Genomic DNA, 22,252 nt, shown 5'->3' with positions numbered 1-22,252 from the left:
GTCCTCTGTGCAAGGGCTGCGGCCCCGCTTACTGGCTTTCGCCTTAGCCTCGCAGACGCTCGCCTTGCCAGGCTGCGTTTTCTCGGTCCTAATGCTTTTGGGAATACCTTCCTTTTAGAACAGCTTGGCCGTCGCCCCCGTACCGGGTCTTCGGCCAACCCTGTCGTTTCGCCGTTCTGCCCCACCGACCATGACCGACTCGTTTTCTCACCACATCGAGCCCGCGCTCACCCCTGCCCACCAGGCGCTGCTGGCCGTGCTGGCGCTGCTGCCCGGCGGCGAGACCAAGGCCAACCTGCTGACCCTGCTGCACCGCGCCGAAGTACGCGACGCCCACGGCAAGGAGCTCGACAGCGTGCGCCTCGGCACCCTGCTGGCCGAGCTGGAGAACCGGCAGTGGATCGTGCGCACCCCCGGCCTGCCCTACCGCCTGGTGCCGGCGGCGCGCAACGCCGCCTTGCTGCCCTTGCTGCAGGACCGGCGCGAACTGGCGCGCTGGAGCAAGCGGCTGCCGGAGCACCTCGGCAGCCGCCAGGCGAACTGGGGCGCCGCGGACCCGGCGCAGTGCCAGCTGCAGCTGTGGCTCGCCGTGCTCGCGGGCCAGGCCAGGCCGGCGCAGCGCTGGCTCGCGCAGTTGCACGAGCTGCAGCAACGCAGCGGGCAGACGCCGCCGGCGCCGGCCAAGCGGCTGTTCGCCGACGCCGCCGGGCGCGCCCTGTTCGACGGCCTGGCCGACGACGTGCAGGTGACGCTGCTGCTCGACTACCTGCCGGAGGCCTGCTGGCGCTTCGACGGCTTCCGTCACGGCTACGACTACGCGCTGTCGCGCTGGGACAGCGGCTACAGCGAGTGGGACGAATTGGCCGAATGGCTGCTGCGCCAGGCGCTGTGGCGCGGCGATGGCGAGCGCGTGGCGCTGTTCGGCCGCCTCGGCAACAGCCTCGGCGGCGCCCTCAGCGCGCTGCTGCTGCAGGGCAGCTACGGCGCGGCGCTGGCGCATCTCGACGCCTGGCGCGACGAGCGCAAGGCCGAGACCCGGCAACGCAAGCTCGACCTGCCGGCCGAACTGCACGCGCTCTACTGCCTGGCCCTGCTCGGTGCCGCCGATCCGGCGCGCCAAGCCGAGCTGAAGCAGGCGATCCAGCACGGCATCAAGCACAACCTCGGCCAGAGCTACGGCCTGCTGCAGCACCTGGTGGCGCTGCAGGAAGGCGTGGCGGTGCCGGCCTACCTCGGCCTGCCCGAGCAGATCCACCTGGCCGGGCTGGACGGGCTGATGCTGGCGCTGGCGCTCTACTGGCTCGACGCCCGCCAGGCCACCTCAACGGCGTGGCAAGCCACGCTGCACGCCTTCCGCGAGCGCATGCAGCAGGAAGGCTACCAGCGCGTGGTCGAGGAACTGGAGGCGCTGCTGGAACGGCAATTCGGCGAGCCCCGCAGCACGCCGGACTGGCACAGCCGGCACGGTGCGCGTCCGCTGCTCGAGCTCTACCAGCGCCGCGAGGCCTGGCAGCACGCGCTCACCGCGCTCTCCTCGCTGGCCCCCGGCAAGGCCGCCGAGGCGCGCCAGGCGGCGCCGAATCCGACCCGGCTCGCCTGGTTCGTCAGCGCCGGCCGCCACGGCGTGCTGCTCGAACCGCGCGAGCAGAAGCTTGGCGCCAAGGGGCAGTGGAGCAAGGGCCGCGCGGTGGCGCTCAAGCGCCTGCTGGACGAGGCCGACAGCGCCGACTACCTGCTGGAGCAGGACCGCAACGTTATGCGCCACATCCAGCGCAGTTACGACGGCTACTACGGTGGCTCCAGCTACGAGCTCGACGGCGAAAAGGCGCTGCCGGCGCTGGTCGGTCATCCGGCGCTGTTCTGGGCCGACGCCCCCGACGTGCGCATCGACGTCGCCGCCGGCCAGGTGGCGCTGCAGCTCAAGGAAAGCGGCGCCCACATCCAGCTCAAGCTGACGCCGGCGCGGGTCGGCGCCGACAGCGAGGTGGTGTGGGAAAAGGACACGCCGACGCGGCTGGTGGTCTACCCGGTGAGCAAGGAAATCCGCCAGATCGCCGCCATCGTCGGCAAGGAACTGACCGTGCCGCTGGCGGCCAAGGCGCAGCTGATGGAGGCCATCACCAGCATCGCGCCCTTGGTGCCGATCCACTCCGACCTGCCCGAGCTGGCGGCGCACATCGACACCGTGCCGGCCGACGCCCGGCTCTACGCCCACCTCCTGCCGCTCGAGCAGGGCCTGCGCCTGCAGCTGCTGATGCGCCCGCTGCCGGGCGGCGCCTGGTGCAAGCCCGGCCAGGGGCTGGAAAACCTGGTGGGCGAGGTGGACGGCAAGGCGTTGCAGACGCGGCGCGATCTGAAGCAGGAAAAGCAGGCGCTGCAGGCGGTGCTGGACGCCTGCCCGGCGCTCGCCCAGGCCGACGGCGACGGCCAGGAATGGCAGCTCGCCGAGCCGCAGGCGGCGCTGGAAGTGCTGTCCGAACTGCAGGCGGTCGACCCGGCCACGCTGGAATGCGTCTGGCCCGAGGGCGAGCGCATGCGCATCAAGGCGCGGCGCGGCCTGGCGCAGATGAAGTTCGGCCTGCAAAAGCAGGGCGACTGGTTCGTGCTGTCCGGCGATCTCGAACTCGACGACGGCCGCGTGCTGCAGCTGCGCCAGCTGCTGGAACTGTTGCAGGCCAATCCCGGGCGCTTCCTCAAGCTGGGCGAGCAGGACTGGCTGGCGCTCACCGACGCCATGCGTCGCCGCCTCGACGAGCTGGCGCTGGTGGCCGACCACGTCGGCAAGGACGGCGCCATCCGCCTCTCCGCGCTGACCGCGCCGCTGCTGGCCGAGCTGGAACAGGAAGCCGGCCAGTTCGAGGCCGACGCCGCCTGGCGCGAGCAGCTCGCCGCGTTGGCCAGCCTCGGCGACTACCAGCCCACGCCGCCTTCCACGCTGCAGGCCGAGCTGCGCGACTACCAGCTGGAAGGCTACGCCTGGCTGGCGCGTCTGGCGCGCTGGGGCGTGGGCGCCTGCCTTGCCGACGACATGGGGCTCGGCAAGACGGTGCAGACCCTGGCGCTGCTGCTGGAACGCGCCCCGGCCGGGCCGCAGCTGGTGGTGGCGCCGACCTCGGTGGCGCTCAACTGGTTGGCCGAAGCCGCGCGCTTCGCGCCGACCCTGAAGGTGCGTTCCTACCAGCAGCAGCGCGCGCTCGACACGCTGGCGCCGTTCGACCTGGTGGTGGTGAGCTACGGCCTGTTGCAGCAGGATGCCGACGCCTTCGCCGCGGTGCCGTGGACCAGCGTGGTGCTGGACGAGGCGCAGGCGATCAAGAACGCCGGCACCAAGCGCGCCCAGGCGGTGCTTGGCCTGCAGGCCGGCTTCAAGCTCGCCGCCAGCGGCACGCCGGTGGAAAACCACCTGGGCGAGCTGTGGAGCCTGTTCCGTTTCCTCAACCCCGGCCTGTTGGGCAGCCAGGAACGCTTCAACCAGCGCTTCGCCGTCCCGGTCGAGCGCGGCGACAAGAACGCGCGCAAGGCGCTCAAGACGCTGATCCAGCCCTTCATCCTGCGCCGCACCAAGAGCCAGGTGCTGGACGAGCTGCCGCCGCGCACCGAGATCACCTTCAAGGTGGCGCTGTCCGGCGACGAGCTGCATCTCTACGAAGCGCTGCGCCAGCAGGCGGTGGACAAGCTCGACGCGCTGGGCGAGGAGGACAACAAGCCGCTCAAGGTGCTGGCCGAAATCACCCGGCTGCGCCGCTTCTGCTGCCACCCGCGCCTGGCGCTGCCGGACAGCGAGCTCGCCGGCAGCAAGCTCAAGGCGTTCGCCGAGATTGCCGACGAGCTGCTCGACAACCGTCACAAGGCGCTGGTGTTCAGCCAGTTCGTCGATCACCTCGCCATCGTGCGCGCCTGGCTCGACGAGCGCGGCATCGCCTACCAGTACCTCGACGGCTCCACCCCGGCGCGGGAGCGCAAGGCGCGCGTCGACGCCTTCCAGGCCGGCCAGGGCGACCTGTTCCTGATCAGCCTCAAGGCCGGCGGCACCGGCCTCAACCTCACCGCCGCCGACTACGTCATCCACCTCGACCCGTGGTGGAACCCGGCGGTGGAAGACCAGGCCTCGGACCGCGCCCACCGCATGGGCCAGCAGCGCCCGGTCACCGTCTACCGGCTGGTGGCCGAGCACACCATCGAGGAACAGATCGTGGCGCTGCACGCCGCCAAGCGCGACCTGGCCGACAGCCTGCTGGAAGGCGGCGAATTGAGCGCCAAGCTCGACGCCGGCGCGCTGCTGCAACTGCTCAAGGGGGGCTGAGCGCGCTTCGCCGGAGGGGGACCAGGCGCCCCTCCGCGGGAGGCGCCTGGCATCGGCCAGGGTGCGCGTCCTCCTTGCCGCGCGGTTTTTTGCTGCCAAACCGCGGCGACTTTTCCTATTCTTTCAGCATCAGTAGCATGCCCCGACACGGCGATGGCTAGCCTCGCAGCCCGACACCGCGACTAGCCGGCGTCGGCACGTTCACCCCCCTGTTCTCGCGCTGGGAAACCGTCATGCTCCGTTTCGACCTGCGCCGCCTGATCCTGCTGTTGGCCCTGACCGCGGTGTTGCTCGCCGTGATCAACGGCTTTTACTCCGGTTATCAGGTGCAGCGCGACATCCTGATCCGCAACACGCTCGAAGCGCACCGGGTCTACGCCGCCAAGGTGGCCTACAACACCGAGGTCTTTCTGCGCGCCACCCAGCAGAACCTGCGCGTCAACGCCGAGCGGCTGGTCGAGCACATGGACGACCCCGCCGCGCTGCAACGCGAGCTCGACCTGCAGCAGCGCTCCTCCGACAGCTTCAACAACCTGGTGGTGTTCGACGAACGCGGCGTGGTGCGCGCCGCCACCGCCCTGCCCCAGCTCGTCGGCCGGCGCCCGGAGAGTCCCGGCGCGCACGAGGCCCTGGCCAGGCAGAGCCCGCTGATCTCCGAACCCTACCGGGCCGTCACCGGGCAATTGGTGGTGATGATCTCGCAACCGCTGTTCGACCGTGCCCGCCGCTACCGTGGCTACGTCGGCGGCTCGATTCGGCTGCGTGAGAAGAACATCCTGCACGGCCTGCTGGGCGAGCACTACTACCGCGACGGCTCCTACCTCTACGTGGTGGACGGCAAGGGACGGCTGATCTTCCACCGTGACCCCGCCCGCATCATGCAGGACGCCTCGCGCAACCCGGTGGTGGCGGCCGTGATGCGCGGCCAGAGCGGTGCCCGACCGGTGACCAACACCCAGGGCGTGGCGATGCTCGCCGGCTACGCCTACGTGCCGAGCGCGCACTGGGGCGTGGTGTCGCAGCGCCCCAGGGCGCAGGCGCTGGCCGAGCTCGACCAGCTCATGCTGACCATGGCCAAGTACGCCGCGCCGCTGCTGCTGATCATCATCGTGGTGGTGTGGTGGCTGTCGCTGCAGATCGCGCGGCCGCTGCGGCAACTGGCGCGCGAGGCCGCCGCCATGGACAGCCACGGCGCCACGCCGCGCATCGAGGCGGTGCGCTCGTGGTACTTCGAGGCGCAGCAGCTGAAACAGGCGCTGCTGGTGGGGATGCGCGCCATGCAGCAGCAGCTCAACCGCTTCCGCCAGGAATCGAATACCGATGCCCTCACCGGCCTTGGCAACCGGCGCGAACTGGACAGCGTGCTGGACGACTGGAAATACAGCCGCCAGCCGTTCGCGGTGCTGATGATCGACATCGACTTCTTCAAGTCGGTCAACGACAGCTACGGCCACGATACCGGCGACCAGGTGCTCACCGCGCTGGCGCAGCTGATGCGCGACAGCGCGCGCGAGGGCGACGTGGTGTGCCGCATGGGCGGCGAGGAATTCGTCATGCTGCTACCGGGGGCCGACGCCATCGGCGCGGAACGCGTGGCCGAACGCCTGTGCGCCCGCGTCGAAGCGTACCGCGTGCCCGGCCTGCCGGCCTTAACGGTGTCGATCGGCGTGGCCGCCGGCATCGCCGACGAAACCCCGGAGGCGCTGCTGCGGGAAGCCGACGACGCGCTCTACCAGGCCAAGCAGCAGGGCCGCAACCGCGTGGTGCTGGCCGCCGTGTGACGCCGCTGCGGGCTTCGGCCAACCTCGAGCGTGGCCGCGTGCCCGAAGCGGCCGCCGCCACCGTGCCGGCAAGCGCTGGCGGCTTGGCTATGATCCAGTCAGGGGACGGCCCGCCCCTGGGCCGTCCGGGCCGCTCACGGGAGCACGCCGATGCCGATCCACAACCTGCTCAACGACCTCCCCGCCGCCGGCGCCGAGGAAGTGTTCCACACCCTGCTGCGCCAGCCCGGCGTCAAGATCGAACGCATCGTCTCGTTCGGCCAGGCCAGCCCGCCCGGCTACTGGTTCGATCAGCCCGATGGCGAATGGGTGCTGCTGCTCGCCGGCGAGGCCAAGCTGCTGTTCGAGGACGAAGGCGCGCCGCGCGACCTGCGCCCGGGCGATTGGCTCGACATCGCCCCGCACCGCCGCCACCGCGTCGACTGGACCGACCCCGAGCAGCCCACGGTCTGGCTGGCGGTGCATTATTCCCATTTGCCTTAGCCGTAATGGCTTCGTCGGCGGCGTTGCGCCGCTAGCGCTGGGCAAATCCCTGCGTGCCGGTCTTTCGCTTGGCTCAGCGATGGATTGGCACGCAGAGACCCGCTCAGCGAGCGCTTGCCGTGCTCCCTGAACGGTCAGCGGCCCTGCTCACGGACCTTCGCGTCGTGGTTGCGAAGGCGTCTGGTAATGGCTAGACGGAGCCTGCCAGCGCGTCCAGCACCGCCGCGTCGAGCGCCTGCGGATGGGCGGTGACGCGCAGCAGATGCTTCATCGCCGCATGCGGCGGACGATGCACCGCCACGCCGTCGGCCAGCAGCGCGCGCTGGATGCGCTCCGCCACGGCGGCGTCCGGGTAGGCGATGGCGACGAAGTTGGTGCGGCTGGGCAGCACGGTCAGGCCGCGCTCGCGCAGCGCTTCGGCCAACCTGGCCCGCAGCGCCAGCGTGTCGGCGATCAGCCGGCGCGCGTAGTCCGGCTCGTCCAGCACCGCCTGCGCCGCCGCCTGGGCGACCGCCGACAGCGCGTACTGCGGGCGGATCTGGTCGGCCTTGGCGACGATCTCGGCGGCGGCGATGGCGTAGCCCACGCGCAGCCCGGCCAGCGCGTAGGCCTTGGACAGCGTGCGCAGCCGCACCGTGTTCGGCAGCACCCCGGCCGGCGGCGCGTCGTCCTCGTCCACGCAGAAGTCGACGTAGGCTTCGTCCAGCAGCAGCACGCAGTCCGCCGGCAGCGCCGCGCGCAGCCGCGCGAGGGCGTCGGCGCGGTGGTAGTGGCCGCTCGGGTTGTCTGGGTTGGCGAGGTAGACCAGCGCCGCCCGGTGCCGCTGGGCGGCCTCGGCCAGCGCCGCCAGATCGGGCGCCAGCAGACCGTCGCCGCGGGCGTAGTCGACCTCGACCACCTGCGCGCCGACGCCCTCGGCGAAGTAGCGCAAGGTCGGGTACGTCCCCGCCGTGCTCACCACGGTGTCGCCGACGTTGCAGAACAGGCGCAGCGTCAGCAGGATCAGGCTGTCGGCGCCGGTGTCGAACAGCACCTCGTCTGCCGTCACGCCGTTGAGCGCCGCGGCGCGCGCGCGCAGCGCGTGGGCGTAGGGATCGGGGTAGAGCCGTGCCAGCTCGGCCCCGGCGGCGCCGAGCAACTGCAGCAGCGGCGACGTCGGTTGCGGCACGCTCTCGTTGGAGCCGATGCGTGCTCGGATCGGGTGGCCGAGCGCCGCTTCCAGCTTCACGATGCCGGGAAACGGATTGACGATGGGGTGATGCGCGAGATGGCGGGCAAAACGGGTCATGGGGTCACTCCACAAACGCAGTGCGGATCATTCTAGGCCATGGCGGCGGCAGGGTCCGCTACCGTGCCTGCTGACCCGATGAAAAATGCCCCGGCAGGCGGGGCATGGCAGTGGGCCGGGGTCACGGTGCCGAGGCATCGTGGTGCCGGTGTTTCGCCGGCGCGTCTTTAGGTAGATAGAGCGGGCCCTTGTAGCCGCAGGCCGTGACGATAAGGCACAAGGCCACGAGGGAGATCATGGTTCGCATGGAGGCGGGTCCGATGTGGCAAAATTACGATACTAGCAAAGCGCGCCGTGCCGATACATAGCGCCCGTTTCTTCCGGCGGTCCTCCCCGCGCAGCCTATCCGGGCTGTCCTGGCCCGTCCGCCTGGCGAAACCGGCATACGGCGGCGCGCCGACCCAACTGGACAAGACGACATGACCGACAGCGAATTCCTCATCCTGACCGACGGCATCTTCGCCCGCATCGAGAACGCCATCGACGACGCCGGCCTCGACGCCGACTTCCTCACCAACGGCAACGTGCTGGAAATCGAGTTCGACAGCGGCGCCAAGATCGTGGTCAACCGCCACAGTAGCAACCATGAACTGTGGATCGCCGCCAAGAGCGGGGGCTACCACTTCGCCCTGAGCGACGGTCAGTGGCTTGCCGCGCGCGACGGCGCCGAATTCTTCGCCACCCTGTCGCAGGCCATACGCGAAGCCTCCGGCCAGGATTTCGAGCTCGCCGAATGATGGACACGGCGGCGCTGGCGCTGGCCGGGCTGGCCGTCTCGGCCTTCCTCTCCGCCACGCTGCTGCCCGGCAATTCCGAGCTCGCGCTCACCGCCTTCCTCTACAAGTGGCCCGACTGGTTGTGGCCGGCCCTGCTGTTGGCGACGCTGGCCAACAGCGCCGGCAGCGCCAGCAGCCTGTGGCTGGGGCGGCTCGCGCCGAGGAAGGAGCTGTCGCCCAGGATCGCGCGCTGGTTCGAGCGCTTCGGCCCGGCTACCCTGCTCTTGGCCTGGGTGCCGCTGATCGGCGACGCGCTGCCGCTGGCGGCGGGCTGGCTGCGCCTGCCGCTGCTGCCGAGCGTGCTGTGGCTGACCGCCGGCAAGGGGCTGCGCTACGCCGCCATCGCGCTGACGCTGCAGGTGCTGACACGCTGACCGCTGACGTCGCTTGGTTCGGAAATCCGTTCCGGCGCCGGCAATCCTGTTCGGTTTTCCGAACAAAATGCCGCGTTACCCACCCCGCCACGGCACCGGGACGGTCCGCCCGGGTGCGGGCAGGGTGGCAAAATCGGCGTGGCGATAGAAAATTTTTCTATGGGTATTTTGATGTCGATTGATTTTCATGTCGTTTTGCCACGCCAGTGAGACAAAAAAGCTACACCGGCCACTCTTTTTTTCGCCATCCGTCATGGATCGGATGAGCGCTTCATGACGAAAGCCCATGACAAAACACATACCCCGTAAACGCTTCGGCCAGAACTTCCTGCAGGACGCCAGCGTGATCGCAAGCATCGTGCACGCGGTCAACCCGCAGCCCGGCGACATCGTGGTCGAGATCGGCCCGGGCCTTGGCGCGCTGACCCGCCCGCTCTTGGCGCGTCTGCCGCACCTGCACGTGGTCGAGATCGACCGCGACATCATCAGCCGGCTGAAAAGCGAGTTCCCGCCCGAGCGCCTCACCATCCACGAAGGCGACGCGCTGGCCTTCGATTTTTCCAGCATCGGCACGCGTTTCAAGCTCATCGGCAACCTGCCCTACAACATCTCCACGCCGCTGCTGTTCCACCTGGCGAGTTACGGCGACCGCGTGGTCGACATGCACTTCATGTTGCAGAAGGAAGTCATCGAGCGCATGGTGGCCGAACCGTCCACCGCCGATTACGGCCGGCTCACGGTGATGCTGCAGTATCGCTTTGAAATGGAACAGATTCTGCATGTGCCGCCGGGCGCCTTCTGGCCGCCGCCCAAGGTGGAATCGGCCGTGGTGCGCATGATCCCGGCGCCCGGCCGCTGCGGCGTGGCGACCGACGAAGCCGAGCTCGAGGCCCTGGTCACCCTGGCCTTCTCGCAGCGCCGCAAGACGCTGCGCAATAACCTCAAGGGCGTACTGGACGAGGCGGACTTCGCCGCGCTCGGCATCGACTCGGGGTTGCGCCCGGAGAACCTGGCGGTGGAGCAATATGTGGCCATGGCCAACCTGCTGAGCAGCCGGCGCTGACCCCGGCCCTTGCTGCGTTGCAGCTTGCGCCGGTCGCGGCCTGCCCCGAAAATCGTGGCGCGGCACGCCGACCTGCTGCCGGCAGGCAAAGGTAACGCCTTGAAACATAAATGAAAATCAGTAAACAGAAAGAGCGGTAACGATGATCCGATTCATGAACGTGCACAAGTGGTTCAAGGACCTGCATGTCCTCAACGACGTCAGCCTGAACGTCGCGGCCGGCGAGGTGGTGGTGGTGTGCGGCCCGTCCGGCTCGGGCAAGTCCACGCTGATTCGCACCGTCAACCAGCTCGAATCGATCAACTCCGGCGAGATCTGGGTGGACGGCAAGAACGTGGTCGACCCCAAGACCGATCTCAACGCCCTGCGCGCCGAAGTGGGCTTCGTGTTCCAGCACTTCAACCTCTACCCGCACCTGTCTGTACTTGACAACATCACATTGTCACCTCTAATGGTTAAGAAGATGGAACGGGCGGCTGCCGAGAAGCTGGCATTGCAATTGCTAGAACGCGTGGGACTGGCCCACAAGAAAGACGCCTTCCCGGCACAGCTTTCCGGTGGGCAGCAGCAGCGTGTGGCTATTGCCCGCGGCCTGGCCATGCAACCTCAGGTAATGCTGTTCGACGAGCCCACGTCGGCGCTGGATCCGGAAATGATCGGTGAAGTGCTGCGCGTGATGAAAGACCTGGCGGAATCGGGCATGACCATGATGGTGGTGACCCATGAAATGGGCTTCGCTCGCGAAGTGGCCGACCGGGTGGTGTTTGTCGATCATGGCCAGATCATCGAAGAAGCCCAGCCTGAGGAGTTTTTCATGAACCCCCAGCACGATCGGGCCAAGCAGTTCCTGCGCCAGTTGCTGACGCCGATGCAATAAGCCGGCGAAGCAGGCAACGGGGGCGGGGCACGCTGTCAGCACAGCGACCCCCGAATAACGGGGGCGCCGAGATCAATAGAACAGGAGAAACTTGCATGCGCTTTACCACTCGACTCATCTGCACCGCCACCGTTGGCGCCCTGCTCGCTGCTCCGGCCATGTCCGCCGAGCTGACCGGCACCCTGAAAAAGATCAAGGACTCCGGGACCATCGTCATCGGTCACCGTGATGCCTCCATTCCCTTTTCCTACCTCGACAACAACCAGCAGCCGATCGGCTACTCGATGGACATCGCCAACAAGGTGGTCGAAGCCGTCAAGAAAGACCTGAAGATGCCGGGCCTGAAGGTCCAGTACAACCTGGTGACCTCGCAGACGCGCATTCCGCTGGTCCAGAACGGCACCGTCGACATCGAATGCGGTTCCACCACCAACAACCTGGAGCGGCAGAAGCAGGTCGACTTCTCGGTCGGCATCTTCGAGATCGGCACCCGTCTGCTCACCAAGAAAACGTCTGGCATCAAGGATTTCCCTGACCTCAAGGGCAAGAACGTGGTGACCACCGCCGGCACCACCTCCGAGCGCCTGATCAAGTCCATGAACGCCGAGAAGCAGATGGGCATGAACATCATCTCGGCCAAGGACCACGGCGAATCGTTCCTGATGGCCGAATCCGGCCGTGCCGTCGCCTTCATGATGGACGACGTGTTGCTGTACGGCGAAATGGTGAAAGCCAGGAACCCGGCCGAGTGGGTGGTGACCGGCAAGCCGCAGTCGTTCGAAATCTACGGCTGCATGATGCGCAAGGGCGACCCGGCCTTCAAGAAAGTCGTCGACGACGCCATCAAGGCCACCTACAAGTCCGGCGAGATCAACAAGATCTACGCCAAGTGGTTCACCAGCCCGGTTCCGCCGAAAAACCTCAACCTGAATTTCCCGATGTCGGCCGAACTCAAGGCTCTGATTAAGAACCCGACCGACAAGTCTGCCGAGCAGATGTAATCCTGACGGGCGACTCGAGCCTGTCGTGACCCTGTTCCCGGCGCGGACCGGCGGCATTGCCGCCGCCACGCGCCGGCTCGCAGCGCCAGCCCGCCGCCTGTGGCGGGACGATTCACAGCCAATCCCGCATTGGTCGTGAGGGGTGCTGCTGCCCGCGCCATACCCTCCTCCCGGTATGGCTGACGAACAGGAACATGCCAGGCTCCGGGGGGAGGTCGTCTCCCCCTTTTTGTTTGGAGATTGGGTATGAATTACAACTGGGACTGGAACGTCTTCTTCAAGTCCACTGGCATCGGCACGGAAATCTACCTCGACTGGTTCATTTCCGGTCTGGGCTGGACCATCGCCGTGGCGCTGGCCGGCTGGATCATCGCGCTGATCCTGGGGTCGGTATTGGGCGTGATGCGCACGCTCCCCAACAAGACCGCCTCGGGCATTGCCACCGCTTACGTCGAACTGTTCCGCAACGTGCCGCTGCTGGTGCAGCTGTTCGTCTGGTACTTTCTGGTGCCCGACCTGCTGCCGGAACGCGCGCAGATCTGGTTCAAGCAGGACCTGAGCCCGGCGACCTCGGCTTACCTGTCGGTGGTGGTCTGCCTCGGCCTGTTTACCGCGGCGCGAGTGTGCGAACAGGTGCGCACCGGCGTCCAGGCGCTGCCCAAGGGGCAGAACTACGCCGCCATGGCGATGGGTTTCCAGCAGGCGCAGATCTACCGCTATGTGCTGCTGCCGCAGGCTTTCCGCATCATCATCCCGCCGCTCACCAGCGAGTTCCTGAACATCTTCAAGAACTCCTCGGTGGCCTCGCTGATCGGCCTGATGGAACTCTTGGCGCAGACCAAGCAGACCGCCGAGTTTTCGGCCAACCTGTTTGAAGCGTTCACGCTCGCCACGGTGATCTACTTCGTGCTCAACATGAGCCTGATGAAGTTCATGGGCTGGGTGGAAACCCGTCTGCGGGTGCCGGGCATGATGGGAGGTGCCAAATGATGGGTTTCGATTTCAGCCAGATCGGCCCGGCCCTGCCCGGCCTGATCGACGGCATGGCGCTGACGCTCAAGCTGCTGCTCCTGGCAGTAAGCGGCGGCGTGGCGTTGGGGACGGTGCTGGCGCTGATGCGCCTGTCCAGTAACCGCCTGCTGTCCGGTGCCTCCAAGTTCTACGTCAATTATTTCCGCTCGATTCCGCTGCTGCTGGTGATCACTTGGTTCTACTTCGTGGTGCCGCTGATCTTCAAGTGGATTTCCGGCGAGTTCGTCGCGGTCGGCGCCTTCACCTCCTGCCTGGTGGCCTTCATGATGTTCGAAGCGGCCTACTATGCTGAGATTGTGCGTGCCGGCGTCCAGTCCATTTCCAAGGGCCAGCTCAATGCCGCCTACGCGCTGGGCATGACCTACGGCCAGGCAATGCGGCTGATCATCCTGCCGCAGGCCTTCCGCAAGATGATGCCGCTGCTGCTGCAGCAGTCCATCATCCTGTTCCAGGACACCTCGCTGGTGTACGCCGTGGGCCTGATGGACTTCCTCAACACTGCCCGCTCCAAGGGGGACATCGTCGGTCAGCCGAATGAGTTCCTGATCCTGGCCGGGGTGGTTTATTTTGTTATCAGTTTCGGCGCCTCCACCGTGGTGAAGCGTCTGCAAAAGAGGTTGGCAGTATGAGCGCGATGATTACTCTCAAGAACGTCAGCAAATGGTACGGTGACTTCCAGGTGCTCACCGATTGCTCGACCGCCGTGGAAAAGGGCGAAGTGGTGGTGGTGTGCGGCCCGTCCGGCTCCGGCAAATCCACCCTGATCAAGACCGTCAACGCGCTGGAGCCGTTCCAGAAGGGCGAGATCATCGTCGACGGCCTGTCGGTGGGCGACCCGAAGACCGACCTGCCCAAGCTGCGCGCGCGGATCGGCATGGTGTTCCAGAACTTCGAGCTGTTCCCGCACCTGTCGATCACCGACAACCTGACCATTGCCCAGGAAAAGGTGCTGGGGCGCAGCAAGGACGAGGCGCGCCAGAAAGGCCTGCACTATCTCGATCGCGTCGGCCTCAAGGCGCACGCCGCGAAGTTTCCGGGCCAGCTCTCCGGCGGTCAGCAGCAGCGCGTGGCGATCGCCCGCGCACTGTCGATGGACCCGATCGCCATGCTGTTCGACGAACCGACCTCGGCGCTCGACCCTGAAATGGTCAACGAGGTGCTGGACGTGATGGTGGAACTGGCGCACGAGGGCATGACCATGATGTGTGTGACCCACGAGATGGGCTTCGCGCGCAAGGTGGCCAACCGCGTCATCTTCATGGACAAGGGCGCCATCGTCGAGGATTGCGCCAAGGAAGAGTTCTTCGGCGACATCAAGGCCCGCTCCGAGCGTGCCCAGCACTTCCTGTCGAAGATCCTGCAGCACTAAGCCAGCGATGCCGGCGAGCCGAACGATCTTCCGCCCGCCTTGTCTGAGCAACGCCACCGCAACCCGGTGGCGTTTTCCATATCCGCTGCCGTGGGAAAAGGCAGCCTGCAGCAGGGCCGATGCTATCCCCCGGTCTTGTCCGGGAGACGGGAGGCCGTCAGGGTGGACGATGTTTCACGTGAAACCTGTTCTGCCGGTAAGGGTGGCGCTGGCCTTCCTGTCCTCGCTCGAGCAAGCCGCCTGTCACGGCCAGCGCCGCAGCTCGCGGTACTGCGGCCCCTGCGGCGTCAGTGTGGATTCCATCAGCGACACGCGCCGCAAGACGAACGGTAAGGGAGAGATGTCCTGGGGCGGCAGCCGGTGGCGCGCCCGGCGCAGCAGCGTCACGTGCGGCACGTATGGACGCGTCTCGGTCGGGAACCCGGCCTGTGCCAGTCCTTGCTGCAAGGCGGCCACCAGTTCGCTCAGCACGAGGCATGGCTGAGAACTGCCGGCCCAGACGATGCCGTTGGGCCAGCCGCCGACGCGGTCTATCGTCCATACCGCCCCATCCAGACGCGGCAGGCTCTTCCCGATCGTCAGGAGCTCGTTCAGCCGCTCGGGAGCGACCTCGCCTAGAAAGGCCAGGGTCAGGTGCAGTCGCTCGGCGGCGACGACATGGCCACGGCTGTGTTTGGCCAATAAGTTGCCATTGGCATGCAATGACACGGAAGTCGACTTGTCCGGTATGATGGCAAAAAAGAGTCTCAAGACCCGATTCCTTTCCCCTAAACTGATCACTCGACGCTTTTCAGGGACGACACAGGTTTCTTCATGTACTCAACGCACTATCTGGGGCGGCAGCCGATTGTCGATGCCAGGGAAAACCTGGTGGGGTATGAATTGTTGTTCCGTTCCAGCCCGGTCAACGCCGCGCATGTCGTCGACGATTTCGCCGCCACCGCCACGGTGATCCGCCATGCCTTCGTCGACCTCGGCGTCGCCGAGGTGCTGGGCGACCGGCTGGGCTACATCAACGTCGACGAACAGCTGTTGATGAGCGACCTCGTCAACGTGCTGCCGCACGACACCGTGGTGCTGGAAATTCTGGAAACGGTCCGGGCGACGCCCGCCCTGCTGGTGCGGCTGGCCGAGCTGCGCCAGCGCGGCTTCCGCATGGCGATGGACGACTTGGTATCGCTGACCAGCGACAAGCGCGCCCTGCTCGATTACGTCGACATCGTCAAGATCGACCTCAGCCAGGTCGAGCTGGGCGCATTGCCGGCGCTGCTGCAAGCGCTGGAAGGTTTCCGCGGCAGCTTGCTGGCGGAAAAGGTCGACAACCCCGAGCAGTTCGAAACCTGCCGCGAGTTCGGCTTCAAATTGTTCCAGGGCTACTTCTTCGCCCATCCCACGGTGATCCACTCGCGCCAGGTGCGGCCCAAGGTGTCGGTGCTGCTGCGCTTGCTGGGGTTGATCCTGAGCGACGCCGAGACCGATGCCCTGGAGGAAGCGTTCAAGAGCGCGCCCGACATTGCGCTGATGTTGCTCCGGCTCACCTCCACCGCGGTCATGGCCGACAAGTCGGCGGTCACCTCGATCCGCCAGGCCATCCTGCTCCTGGGACGGGACAAGATCAAGCGCTGGACCCTGCTCTTGATGTTTGCCACCGCCACGCCTCAGGGCGACAAGGTTCGCCACAATCCCCTGCTCGAACTGGCGGCCATGCGCGGCCGCATCATGGAGCGGCTGGCCCAGAGCCTGCGGCCGGAGGCGCCGCAGTTGGCCGAACAGGCCTTCATGGTCGGCATCCTGTCGCTGGTCGACGCCCTGATGCTGCGCCCCAAGACCGAGCTGATTCCGCAGCTGCCGGTCGATCAGATCATCAAGGACGCCGTGCTCGATGGCCGGCACATCCTCGGCGAATGGCTCAAGGTCACCGTGTCGCTGGAAGACGAAAACACGGTACAGCCCGCCGGCTACGATGCCGAACTCCTCACCCGAATCGAAACCGAGTCGCTGGACTGGGTCAAACGCATGTGGGCGTAAGTCGGCCCGGGCCTTTACCCCGCCCGTGCCCCCTTCCTGTGGACCCGGTCACGCTCCACGTCGGCCGCTTTGCTAAGCCCGCTCCGGCGAGGTCGCCCTTCCCGGTCTGCGTTCCGTGGCCGGGAGTGGGCGGGTGTTCAGATGATGTCGAGGTGGTCAATGCCCTCGAGCAGGTCGCGATCCTTGGCGCCCTCGCCGTACAGCTTGATCTTCAGGCGCAGGTCGTTGACCGAGTCGGCATTGCGTAGCGCATCCTCGTAGCTGATCAGACCACCCTCGTAGAGATCGAACAGCGCCTGGTCGAAGGTTTGCATGCCGCTCTCGCGCGACTTGCCGATCACCTCCTTCATCGAGGCGATCTCGCCCTTGAAGATCAGGTCCGCCATCAGCGGGCTGTTGAGCATCACCTCCACTGCAGCCACCCGGCCGCGCCCGGTGGCGAGCGGAACCAGCCGCTGCGAGATGATGGCGCGCATGTTCAGCGACAGGTCCATCAGCACCTGCTGGTGACGCTCTTCTGGGAAGAAGTTCAGGATGCGGTCGAGCGCCTGGTTGGCGTTGTTGGCGTGTAGGGTGGCGAGGCAGAGGTGGCCGGTTTCGGCGAATTGCAGGCCATAGCCCATGGTCTCGCGGTCGCGGATCTCGCCCATCAGGATCACGTCCGGCGCCTGGCGCAGGGTATTCTTCAGAGCAATGTCCCAGCTGTCGGTGTCCACCCCGACCTCGCGCTGGGTCACGATCGATTTCTTGTGCGGGTGCACGTATTCGATCGGGTCCTCGATGGTGATGATGTGGTCCTGGCTGTGGCTGTTGCGCCAGTCCACCAGTGCGGCCAGCGAGGTGGACTTGCCCGAGCCGGTGCCGCCGACGAAGATCACCAGGCCGCGCTTGATCAAGGCCACGTCCTTCAGCACTTCCGGCAGGCGCAGCTGGTCGAAGGTGGGAATCTCGGTATTGATCTTGCGCAGCACCATGCCGGCCATGCCCTGCTGGATGAAGGCGCTGACGCGGAAGCGGCCGATGCCCGGCGGGCTGATGGCGAAGTTCGCCTCCATCGAGGATTCGAACTCTTCCATCTGGCGGTCGTTCATCACCGAACGCACCAGCTCCTTGGTGTGCTGCGCCGACAGTGGCTGCGGCGACACCGGGATGATCTTGCCGTCGATCTTCATGGCCGGCGGGAAGTCGGCCGAAATGAAGATGTCCGAAGCGTTCTTGCCTACGGCGTGCTTGAGCAGGTCGTGGATGAACTTCGAGGCCTGGTCTCTTTCCATGATCGTTTTCCATCGTTGCCGGCGCTGAACGCCGGTGTCAGGCCTGTCTCACGAGGCGGGTTCCCCGGCCGGTTGTTTGGCGCCGGAGTGACGGAACCACGAGGGCCCGGGAGCACAGGGAGATTCCGCGTCGCGGCGCCCATCGCGCCGGGCCAATCGTCGACTCGCTCGGCATCGGATGGGTACGGCACGCGGCCGCTCACCGGGACAAGGGGCTGCCGTCTCGTGAAAGGGGCGCTTAGAACAAATCCTTGTTGCTGGCCTTCAGCCGTGCCTCGGCCGGTGACGCGATGTTGCGGCGTACCAGTTCCTGCAGGCACTGGTCGAGCGTCTGCATGCCGTACTGCTGGCCGGTCTGGATCATCGAGTTGATCTGGGCGATCTTGTTCTCGCGGATCAGGTTGCGGATCGCCGCCGTGCCGACCATGATCTCGTGCGCCGCCACCCGTCCGCTGCCGTCCTTGGTCTTCAGCAGGGTCTGCGAGATCACCGCGCGCAGGCTCTCCGACAGCATCGAGCGCACCATCTCCTTCTCGCCGGCCGGGAATACGTCGACGATACGGTCGACGGTCTTGGCGGCCGAGCTGGTGTGCAAGGTGCCGAACACCAGGTGACCGGTTTCCGCCGCGGTCATGGCGAGGCGGATGGTTTCCAGGTCGCGCATTTCCCCCACCAGGATCACGTCCGGGTCTTCGCGCAGCGCCGAGCGCAACGCGTTGGCGAAACTGTGGGTCTGCTGCCCCAGTTCGCGCTGGTTGATCATGCAGCGCTTGCTCTGGTGCACGAATTCGATCGGGTCTTCCACGGTCAGAATGTGGGAGAATTCATTATCGTTGATATAGTCGATCATCGCCGCCAGCGTGGTGGACTTGCCGGAGCCGGTCGGTCCGGTCACCAGCACCAGGCCGCGCGGGTAGCTGGCGATCTCCTGGAAGATCTTCGGCGCCGACAGCTCCTCCAGCGTCAGCACCTTGGACGGAATCACCCGGAACACGGCACCCATGCCGCGGTTCTGCATGAAGGCGTTGACCCGGAAGCGGGCGATGCCGGGCAGCTCGAACGAGAAGTCGCACTCCATCATTTCTTCGAACGCCTTGCGCTGGAAGTCGTTCATGATGTCGTACACCTTGTCGTGCACTTCGTGGTGCTCCAGCGGCGGCAGGTTGATGCGGCGCACGTCGCCGTTGACCCGGATCATCGGCGGCAGGCCGGCCGACAGGTGCAGGTCGGACGCCTTGTTCTTGACGGTGAAGGCCAAGAGCTCGGAAATTTCCATTTATAATTCTCCCCAATTCGATACCGCTACGGCGGGCCGTCAGCGCCAGACCACCGGCATGACCTTTCCTGATTGTAAGCATAAGCGCCGGGACTTGGTATGCTGATGCAGTGGGAGTCGTCCCGACGTGGGGCGACGGCAGTGTTGCGGTTGCACCAAGGACATCATGACTTCAGCTATTTCATCCTCTCTGGACTCGGTCCGCCAGCGGCTGGCCGCGGCCGAGGCCGCCGCCGGGCGTGCATCCGGCTCGGTATGCCTGCTGGCGGTCAGCAAGACGTTTCCGGCCGACGCCATCCAGGAGGCGTACGCCGCCGGGCAGCGCGCTTTCGGCGAAAACTACGTGCAGGAGCTGCAAGCCAAGGGCGCTGTGCTGGGCGGGCTGGACATCGAGTGGCACTTCATCGGGCCGCTGCAATCCAACAAGACGCGCCCGGTGGCCGAGCTGGCGCACTGGGTGCATTCGGTGGAGCGTCTGAAAATCGCCGAACGCTTGTCGTCGCAGCGTCCCGCATCCTTGCCGCCGCTCAATGTCTGCCTGCAGGTGAACGTCTCGGGCGAGGAGAGCAAGAGCGGCTGCGAACCGCACGAGGTGCTGGCGCTAGCGCGTGCCGTCGCCGCCCTGCCGCGCCTGACCTTACGCGGCCTGATGTGCATCCCCGAGCCGACCGCCGATCAGGCACGGCTGGCGGGCCAGTTTGCGCTGTTGCGCCGGCTGCGCGACGAGATGGCGGCACAAGGCCTGGCGCTCGACACCCTGTCGATGGGGATGTCGGCCGATCTGGAGCTGGCGGTGCGGGAAGGCTCGACGCTGGTACGGGTCGGCACGGCCATTTTCGGCTCCCGGACGTATCCAGCATAATGGTTTTGCCAAATTGGCTACGATATACAATCGACAAATAGAGGACTCAGCATGCAGATCACCTTCATCGGCGGCGGCAATATGGCCTCCGCCATCATCAGCGGCCTGGCCAAGCAGGGCGGCCACCGCATCAGCGTGGTGGAGCCCAGCGCCGACAAGCGTAACCAGTTGGAGCAGGCCTACGGCGTGACCGCGCTGGAACAGCCGCCGCAACACCTGTCGGCCGACGATGTGGTGGTGCTGGCGGTCAAGCCGCAGCAGCTGAAGGACGTGTGCCTCGCCCTGGCCCCGGTGCTGGGCAATGCCCTGGTGGTGTCGATCGCCGCTGGCGTCGGTATCGCGGCGCTGGCGCGCTGGCTCGGTTCCGGGCGCATCGTGCGCGTGATGCCCAATACGCCGGCCATGGTCGGCAAGGGTGTCTCGGGGCTGTTCGCCCCGCTCGGCCTGGCCGAAGGCGATCGCAACAACGCCGCCGCCATCATGGCGGCGGTGGGCAAGGTGTTCTGGCTCGAGAACGAGAGCGGCATCGACGACATCACCGCGGTATCCGGCAGCGGCCCGGCCTACGTGTTCTACTTCATCGAGTCGATGATTGCGGCGGCGCGTGAACTCGGTTTTGACGATGCCACCGCGCGTCAGCTGGTGCTGGGCACCTTTGACGGCGCTGTCGAGCTGGCCAAGCAAAGCGATCTCGACGTGGCCACGCTGCGCGCCAACGTCACCTCCAAGGGCGGTACCACCGAGCGGGCCGTCGCTCGTTTCGAGGCAGACGGCATCAAGGCGGCGATCCAGGCCGGGATGCAGGATTGCCGGGCGCGTTCGGTGGAGTTGGGCCAGCTACTGAGCCAGGACTGAAATGATCGCCGAGACCCTGCAATTCCTGATCAAGACGCTGGCCGACCTGTTCGTGCTGGTGCTGCTGCTGCGCTTCTACCTGCAGGTGGCGCGCGCGCCGTTCAAGCACCCGTTGTCGCAGTTCGTGATGGCGGTGAGCAATTTTGCGGTGCTGCCGATGCGCAAACTGGTGCCGAGCGTGCACGGCTATGACACGGCCACGCTGCTGCTGGCGCTGCTGGTCGGCCTCTTCAGCAACGTGCTGATGCTGGCGCTCAATCCCCTGCCGTACAGTTTTGCCGCGCCGGAAACCTGGCTGGGGCTGTTGTGCCTCTCGCTGCTGGACGTGTTCCGCCAGTCGCTGTACCTTTTGATGGGGGCGGTCATCGTCCAGGCCATCCTGAGCTGGGTGAATCCGTACAATCCGCTGACACCGATCCTGGACGCGCTGACCCGGCCGTTCCTGCGGCCATTCCGCCGGGCCGTCATCGGCGGGGTGGATTTGTCGCCGCTGATCCTGTTCCTGATCATCCAGGTGATCCTGATGCTGCCGGTGCGGGCGCTGGAAAGCGTTTTTCTGATGCAACTCAAGGTCGCGTTATAGCTGTTATGGTTTGCTGTCGGGTTGAATCCCGGCATTACGGGTGTGTCCTATCCAAATCTTTAAGGAGAGAGGTATGAAAAAGACGCTGCTGGCTGCGGTCATGCTGGGCGTAGTCGCCACGCCGGCCATGGCCAACCTGCAACTTGCCCAGAAATACAATTGTCTGGCCTGTCACTCGGTGGACAAGAAGGTAGTGGGTCCGGCCTACAAGGATGTCGCCAAGAAATATGCTGGTGACAAGGGCGCCGAAGCCAAGCTGATCGCCAAGGTCAAGGCCGGTGGTTCCGGGGTGTGGGGCGCGGTGCCGATGCCGCCGAACCCGCAGGTCAGCGATGCCGACCTGAAGACCCTGGTGAAGTGGGTGCTGTCGTTGAAATAAGCGGCCGGGCTCGGAATTCGCAAAGGGCGGCCTCGGCTGCCCTTTGTCGTGTAATAAGGCTTGTCATTGTGTGCGAATCGCACTATACCGGGGCACATGAGGGGGGATTTTCCCGGCGAGTCGTCTGTCCAATATAGTTGCACAAAGACCATGCCACCGGTAATCTTCAGCGCTTGTCTGCCAACTCTATGCTGGAAGCACTAAATTATGGCCAAGCTGACCGAACAGGATATCCTCAACTGGGAAGGCGAGGATTACATGAACGCCGACCACCTTGAGTTCTTCAAAGAGCGGCTGTTGCAGATGCAGCAGGAGTTGTTGAGCAACGCCAACGCGACGGCGAACCATCTGCAGGAGCAGGAGGCCACTCCCGACCCGGCCGACCGGGCCACGCTCGAGGAGGAATACGCGCTGGAACTGCGTACCCGTGACCGCGAGCGCAAGCTGTTGCAGAAGATTCAGTCGTCCCTGCGCGATATCGAAGACGGTTCCTACGGCTTCTGTGAAGACACCGGCGAGCCGATCGGGCTCAAGCGCCTGATGGCGCGCCCGACCGCCACGCTGTCGGTGGAGGCACAGGAGCGCCGCGAACGCATGAAGCGCCAGTACGCCGACTAATCCGCGGCGAGGGTGAATGAAAAAAGCGTC

At 66.0% G+C, this 22,252-nt stretch carries 22 protein-coding genes; 17 read left to right on the top strand and 5 right to left on the bottom strand.

Annotated features, from left to right (window positions below; translation table 11 throughout):
• Positions 1-190 precede the first annotated feature (190 nt).
• The 3 genes from NH8B_RS19520 to NH8B_RS19510 all read left to right on the top strand — a co-directional run bounded on the left by NH8B_RS19520 (position 191) and on the right by NH8B_RS19510 (position 6,567).
• Positions 191-4,303 carry a DEAD/DEAH box helicase gene (locus tag NH8B_RS19520; protein WP_014088778.1) on the top strand — a complete coding sequence of 1,371 codons (4,113 nt, stop codon included), beginning with the start codon at positions 191-193 and terminating at the stop codon, positions 4,301-4,303.
• A gap of 233 nt (positions 4,304-4,536) precedes the next feature.
• Positions 4,537-6,084, top strand: coding sequence for a GGDEF domain-containing protein (locus NH8B_RS19515; protein WP_014088777.1), 1,548 nt, complete (start codon positions 4,537-4,539; stop codon positions 6,082-6,084).
• 150 nt (positions 6,085-6,234) lie between these two features.
• A complete protein-coding gene (locus tag NH8B_RS19510; protein ID WP_014088776.1) occupies positions 6,235-6,567 on the top strand; it encodes a cupin in 333 nt (110 codons plus the stop codon).
• A gap of 190 nt (positions 6,568-6,757) precedes the next feature.
• Here NH8B_RS19510 and NH8B_RS19505 read toward each other — a convergent pair whose 3' ends face one another.
• Together NH8B_RS19505 and NH8B_RS21420 are read right to left on the bottom strand one after the other, a co-directional pair.
• Positions 6,758-7,855, bottom strand: coding sequence for an aminotransferase class I/II-fold pyridoxal phosphate-dependent enzyme (locus NH8B_RS19505; protein WP_014088775.1), 1,098 nt, complete (start codon positions 7,853-7,855; stop codon positions 6,758-6,760).
• A gap of 121 nt (positions 7,856-7,976) precedes the next feature.
• The gene (locus NH8B_RS21420; protein WP_367180154.1) at positions 7,977-8,093 is read right to left on the bottom strand and encodes an LPS translocon maturation chaperone LptM; all 117 of its coding nucleotides are present in this window, start codon (positions 8,091-8,093) and stop codon (positions 7,977-7,979) included.
• A gap of 181 nt (positions 8,094-8,274) precedes the next feature.
• On the opposite strand from NH8B_RS21420, the gene cyaY reads away from it, so the two are divergent.
• From cyaY to NH8B_RS19465, 8 genes are all read left to right on the top strand, one after another.
• Complete coding sequence (gene cyaY, locus NH8B_RS19500; RefSeq protein WP_014088774.1) at positions 8,275-8,592, top strand: iron donor protein CyaY; 318 nt, start codon at positions 8,275-8,277, stop codon at positions 8,590-8,592.
• Positions 8,589-9,005, top strand: a complete 417-nt coding sequence (locus NH8B_RS19495; RefSeq protein WP_014088773.1) for a YqaA family protein — start codon at positions 8,589-8,591, stop codon at positions 9,003-9,005. The genes cyaY and NH8B_RS19495 overlap by 4 nt, the downstream gene beginning before the upstream one ends.
• A gap of 286 nt (positions 9,006-9,291) precedes the next feature.
• On the top strand, positions 9,292-10,068 hold the full coding sequence (gene rsmA, locus NH8B_RS19490; RefSeq protein WP_014088772.1) for a 16S rRNA (adenine(1518)-N(6)/adenine(1519)-N(6))-dimethyltransferase RsmA: 777 nt from the start codon (positions 9,292-9,294) through the stop codon (positions 10,066-10,068).
• Between the two features lie 142 nt (positions 10,069-10,210).
• A complete protein-coding gene (locus tag NH8B_RS19485; RefSeq protein ID WP_008955380.1) occupies positions 10,211-10,945 on the top strand; it encodes an amino acid ABC transporter ATP-binding protein in 735 nt (244 codons plus the stop codon).
• Between the two features lie 95 nt (positions 10,946-11,040).
• Entirely contained in the window at positions 11,041-11,946 is a 906-nt protein-coding gene (locus NH8B_RS19480) for a glutamate/aspartate ABC transporter substrate-binding protein (RefSeq protein WP_014088771.1), read from the top strand.
• A 246-nt stretch (positions 11,947-12,192) separates the two neighbouring features.
• Entirely contained in the window at positions 12,193-12,936 is a 744-nt protein-coding gene (locus tag NH8B_RS19475; RefSeq protein WP_008955378.1) for an amino acid ABC transporter permease, read from the top strand.
• Entirely contained in the window at positions 12,933-13,607 is a 675-nt protein-coding gene (locus NH8B_RS19470) for an amino acid ABC transporter permease (protein WP_014088770.1), read from the top strand. Before NH8B_RS19475 ends, NH8B_RS19470 begins: the two co-directional genes overlap by 4 nt.
• A gap of 5 nt (positions 13,608-13,612) precedes the next feature.
• Positions 13,613-14,347, top strand: a complete 735-nt coding sequence (locus NH8B_RS19465) for an amino acid ABC transporter ATP-binding protein (RefSeq protein ID WP_040653141.1) — start codon at positions 13,613-13,615, stop codon at positions 14,345-14,347.
• A gap of 243 nt (positions 14,348-14,590) precedes the next feature.
• Here the strand turns inward: NH8B_RS19465 and thpR are convergent, their stop codons facing one another.
• The gene (gene thpR / locus NH8B_RS19460) at positions 14,591-15,127 is read right to left on the bottom strand and encodes an RNA 2',3'-cyclic phosphodiesterase (RefSeq protein ID WP_255345166.1); all 537 of its coding nucleotides are present in this window, start codon (positions 15,125-15,127) and stop codon (positions 14,591-14,593) included.
• Between the two features lie 33 nt (positions 15,128-15,160).
• On the opposite strand from thpR, the gene NH8B_RS19455 reads away from it, so the two are divergent.
• Positions 15,161-16,375, top strand: a complete 1,215-nt coding sequence (locus NH8B_RS19455; protein ID WP_014088768.1) for an EAL and HDOD domain-containing protein — start codon at positions 15,161-15,163, stop codon at positions 16,373-16,375.
• Between the two features lie 137 nt (positions 16,376-16,512).
• On the opposite strand, the gene NH8B_RS19450 is transcribed toward NH8B_RS19455, so the two are convergent.
• Both NH8B_RS19450 and NH8B_RS19445 read right to left on the bottom strand, forming a co-directional pair.
• Positions 16,513-17,649 (bottom strand): PilT/PilU family type 4a pilus ATPase, encoded by a 1,137-nt coding sequence (locus NH8B_RS19450; protein WP_008955373.1) that lies wholly within the window; start codon positions 17,647-17,649, stop codon positions 16,513-16,515.
• Between the two features lie 238 nt (positions 17,650-17,887).
• A complete protein-coding gene (locus NH8B_RS19445; RefSeq protein ID WP_014088767.1) occupies positions 17,888-18,925 on the bottom strand; it encodes a type IV pilus twitching motility protein PilT in 1,038 nt (345 codons plus the stop codon).
• Between the two features lie 166 nt (positions 18,926-19,091).
• On the opposite strand from NH8B_RS19445, the gene NH8B_RS19440 reads away from it, so the two are divergent.
• The 5 genes from NH8B_RS19440 (at position 19,092) to dksA (ending at position 22,222) form a co-directional block, all read left to right on the top strand.
• Entirely contained in the window at positions 19,092-19,787 is a 696-nt protein-coding gene (locus tag NH8B_RS19440; protein ID WP_014088766.1) for a YggS family pyridoxal phosphate-dependent enzyme, read from the top strand.
• Between the two features lie 51 nt (positions 19,788-19,838).
• Entirely contained in the window at positions 19,839-20,642 is an 804-nt protein-coding gene (gene proC, locus NH8B_RS19435; protein WP_014088765.1) for a pyrroline-5-carboxylate reductase, read from the top strand.
• A 1-nt stretch (position 20,643) separates the two neighbouring features.
• The gene (locus NH8B_RS19430) at positions 20,644-21,225 is read left to right on the top strand and encodes a YggT family protein (protein ID WP_008955369.1); all 582 of its coding nucleotides are present in this window, start codon (positions 20,644-20,646) and stop codon (positions 21,223-21,225) included.
• Between the two features lie 73 nt (positions 21,226-21,298).
• Positions 21,299-21,604, top strand: a complete 306-nt coding sequence (locus tag NH8B_RS19425) for a c-type cytochrome (protein WP_014088764.1) — start codon at positions 21,299-21,301, stop codon at positions 21,602-21,604.
• Positions 21,605-21,811: 207 nt separating this feature from the next.
• Positions 21,812-22,222, top strand: a complete 411-nt coding sequence (gene dksA / locus NH8B_RS19420) for an RNA polymerase-binding protein DksA (RefSeq protein ID WP_008955367.1) — start codon at positions 21,812-21,814, stop codon at positions 22,220-22,222.
• Positions 22,223-22,252 lie beyond the last annotated feature (30 nt).

This window comes from Pseudogulbenkiania sp. NH8B (genome assembly GCF_000283535.1).
GTDB lineage: Bacteria > Pseudomonadota > Gammaproteobacteria > Burkholderiales > Chromobacteriaceae > Pseudogulbenkiania > Pseudogulbenkiania ferrooxidans.
The sequence above is the reverse complement of the archived record's forward strand: the minus strand, read 5'-3'. Positions and strand labels throughout refer to the sequence as shown.

Coding starts and splice junctions, on each gene's coding strand:
- dksA (WP_008955367.1), top strand. CDS start 21,812: ATGGCCAAGCTGACCGAACAGGATATCCTCAACTGGGAAGGCGAGGAT.
- rsmA (WP_014088772.1), top strand. CDS start 9,292: ATGACAAAACACATACCCCGTAAACGCTTCGGCCAGAACTTCCTGCAG.
- NH8B_RS19445 (WP_014088767.1), bottom strand. CDS start 18,925: ATGGAAATTTCCGAGCTCTTGGCCTTCACCGTCAAGAACAAGGCGTCC.
- NH8B_RS19450 (WP_008955373.1), bottom strand. CDS start 17,649: ATGGAAAGAGACCAGGCCTCGAAGTTCATCCACGACCTGCTCAAGCAC.
- NH8B_RS19520 (WP_014088778.1), top strand. CDS start 191: ATGACCGACTCGTTTTCTCACCACATCGAGCCCGCGCTCACCCCTGCC.
- NH8B_RS19470 (WP_014088770.1), top strand. CDS start 12,933: ATGATGGGTTTCGATTTCAGCCAGATCGGCCCGGCCCTGCCCGGCCTG.
- NH8B_RS19505 (WP_014088775.1), bottom strand. CDS start 7,855: ATGACCCGTTTTGCCCGCCATCTCGCGCATCACCCCATCGTCAATCCG.
- cyaY (WP_014088774.1), top strand. CDS start 8,275: ATGACCGACAGCGAATTCCTCATCCTGACCGACGGCATCTTCGCCCGC.
- NH8B_RS19425 (WP_014088764.1), top strand. CDS start 21,299: ATGAAAAAGACGCTGCTGGCTGCGGTCATGCTGGGCGTAGTCGCCACG.
- NH8B_RS19515 (WP_014088777.1), top strand. CDS start 4,537: ATGCTCCGTTTCGACCTGCGCCGCCTGATCCTGCTGTTGGCCCTGACC.
- NH8B_RS19465 (WP_040653141.1), top strand. CDS start 13,613: ATGATTACTCTCAAGAACGTCAGCAAATGGTACGGTGACTTCCAGGTG.
- NH8B_RS19510 (WP_014088776.1), top strand. CDS start 6,235: ATGCCGATCCACAACCTGCTCAACGACCTCCCCGCCGCCGGCGCCGAG.
- NH8B_RS19455 (WP_014088768.1), top strand. CDS start 15,161: ATGTACTCAACGCACTATCTGGGGCGGCAGCCGATTGTCGATGCCAGG.
- NH8B_RS19475 (WP_008955378.1), top strand. CDS start 12,193: ATGAATTACAACTGGGACTGGAACGTCTTCTTCAAGTCCACTGGCATC.
- NH8B_RS19440 (WP_014088766.1), top strand. CDS start 19,092: ATGACTTCAGCTATTTCATCCTCTCTGGACTCGGTCCGCCAGCGGCTG.
- NH8B_RS19485 (WP_008955380.1), top strand. CDS start 10,211: ATGATCCGATTCATGAACGTGCACAAGTGGTTCAAGGACCTGCATGTC.
- NH8B_RS19495 (WP_014088773.1), top strand. CDS start 8,589: ATGATGGACACGGCGGCGCTGGCGCTGGCCGGGCTGGCCGTCTCGGCC.
- NH8B_RS21420 (WP_367180154.1), bottom strand. CDS start 8,093: ATGATCTCCCTCGTGGCCTTGTGCCTTATCGTCACGGCCTGCGGCTAC.
- proC (WP_014088765.1), top strand. CDS start 19,839: ATGCAGATCACCTTCATCGGCGGCGGCAATATGGCCTCCGCCATCATC.
- NH8B_RS19480 (WP_014088771.1), top strand. CDS start 11,041: ATGCGCTTTACCACTCGACTCATCTGCACCGCCACCGTTGGCGCCCTG.
- NH8B_RS19430 (WP_008955369.1), top strand. CDS start 20,644: ATGATCGCCGAGACCCTGCAATTCCTGATCAAGACGCTGGCCGACCTG.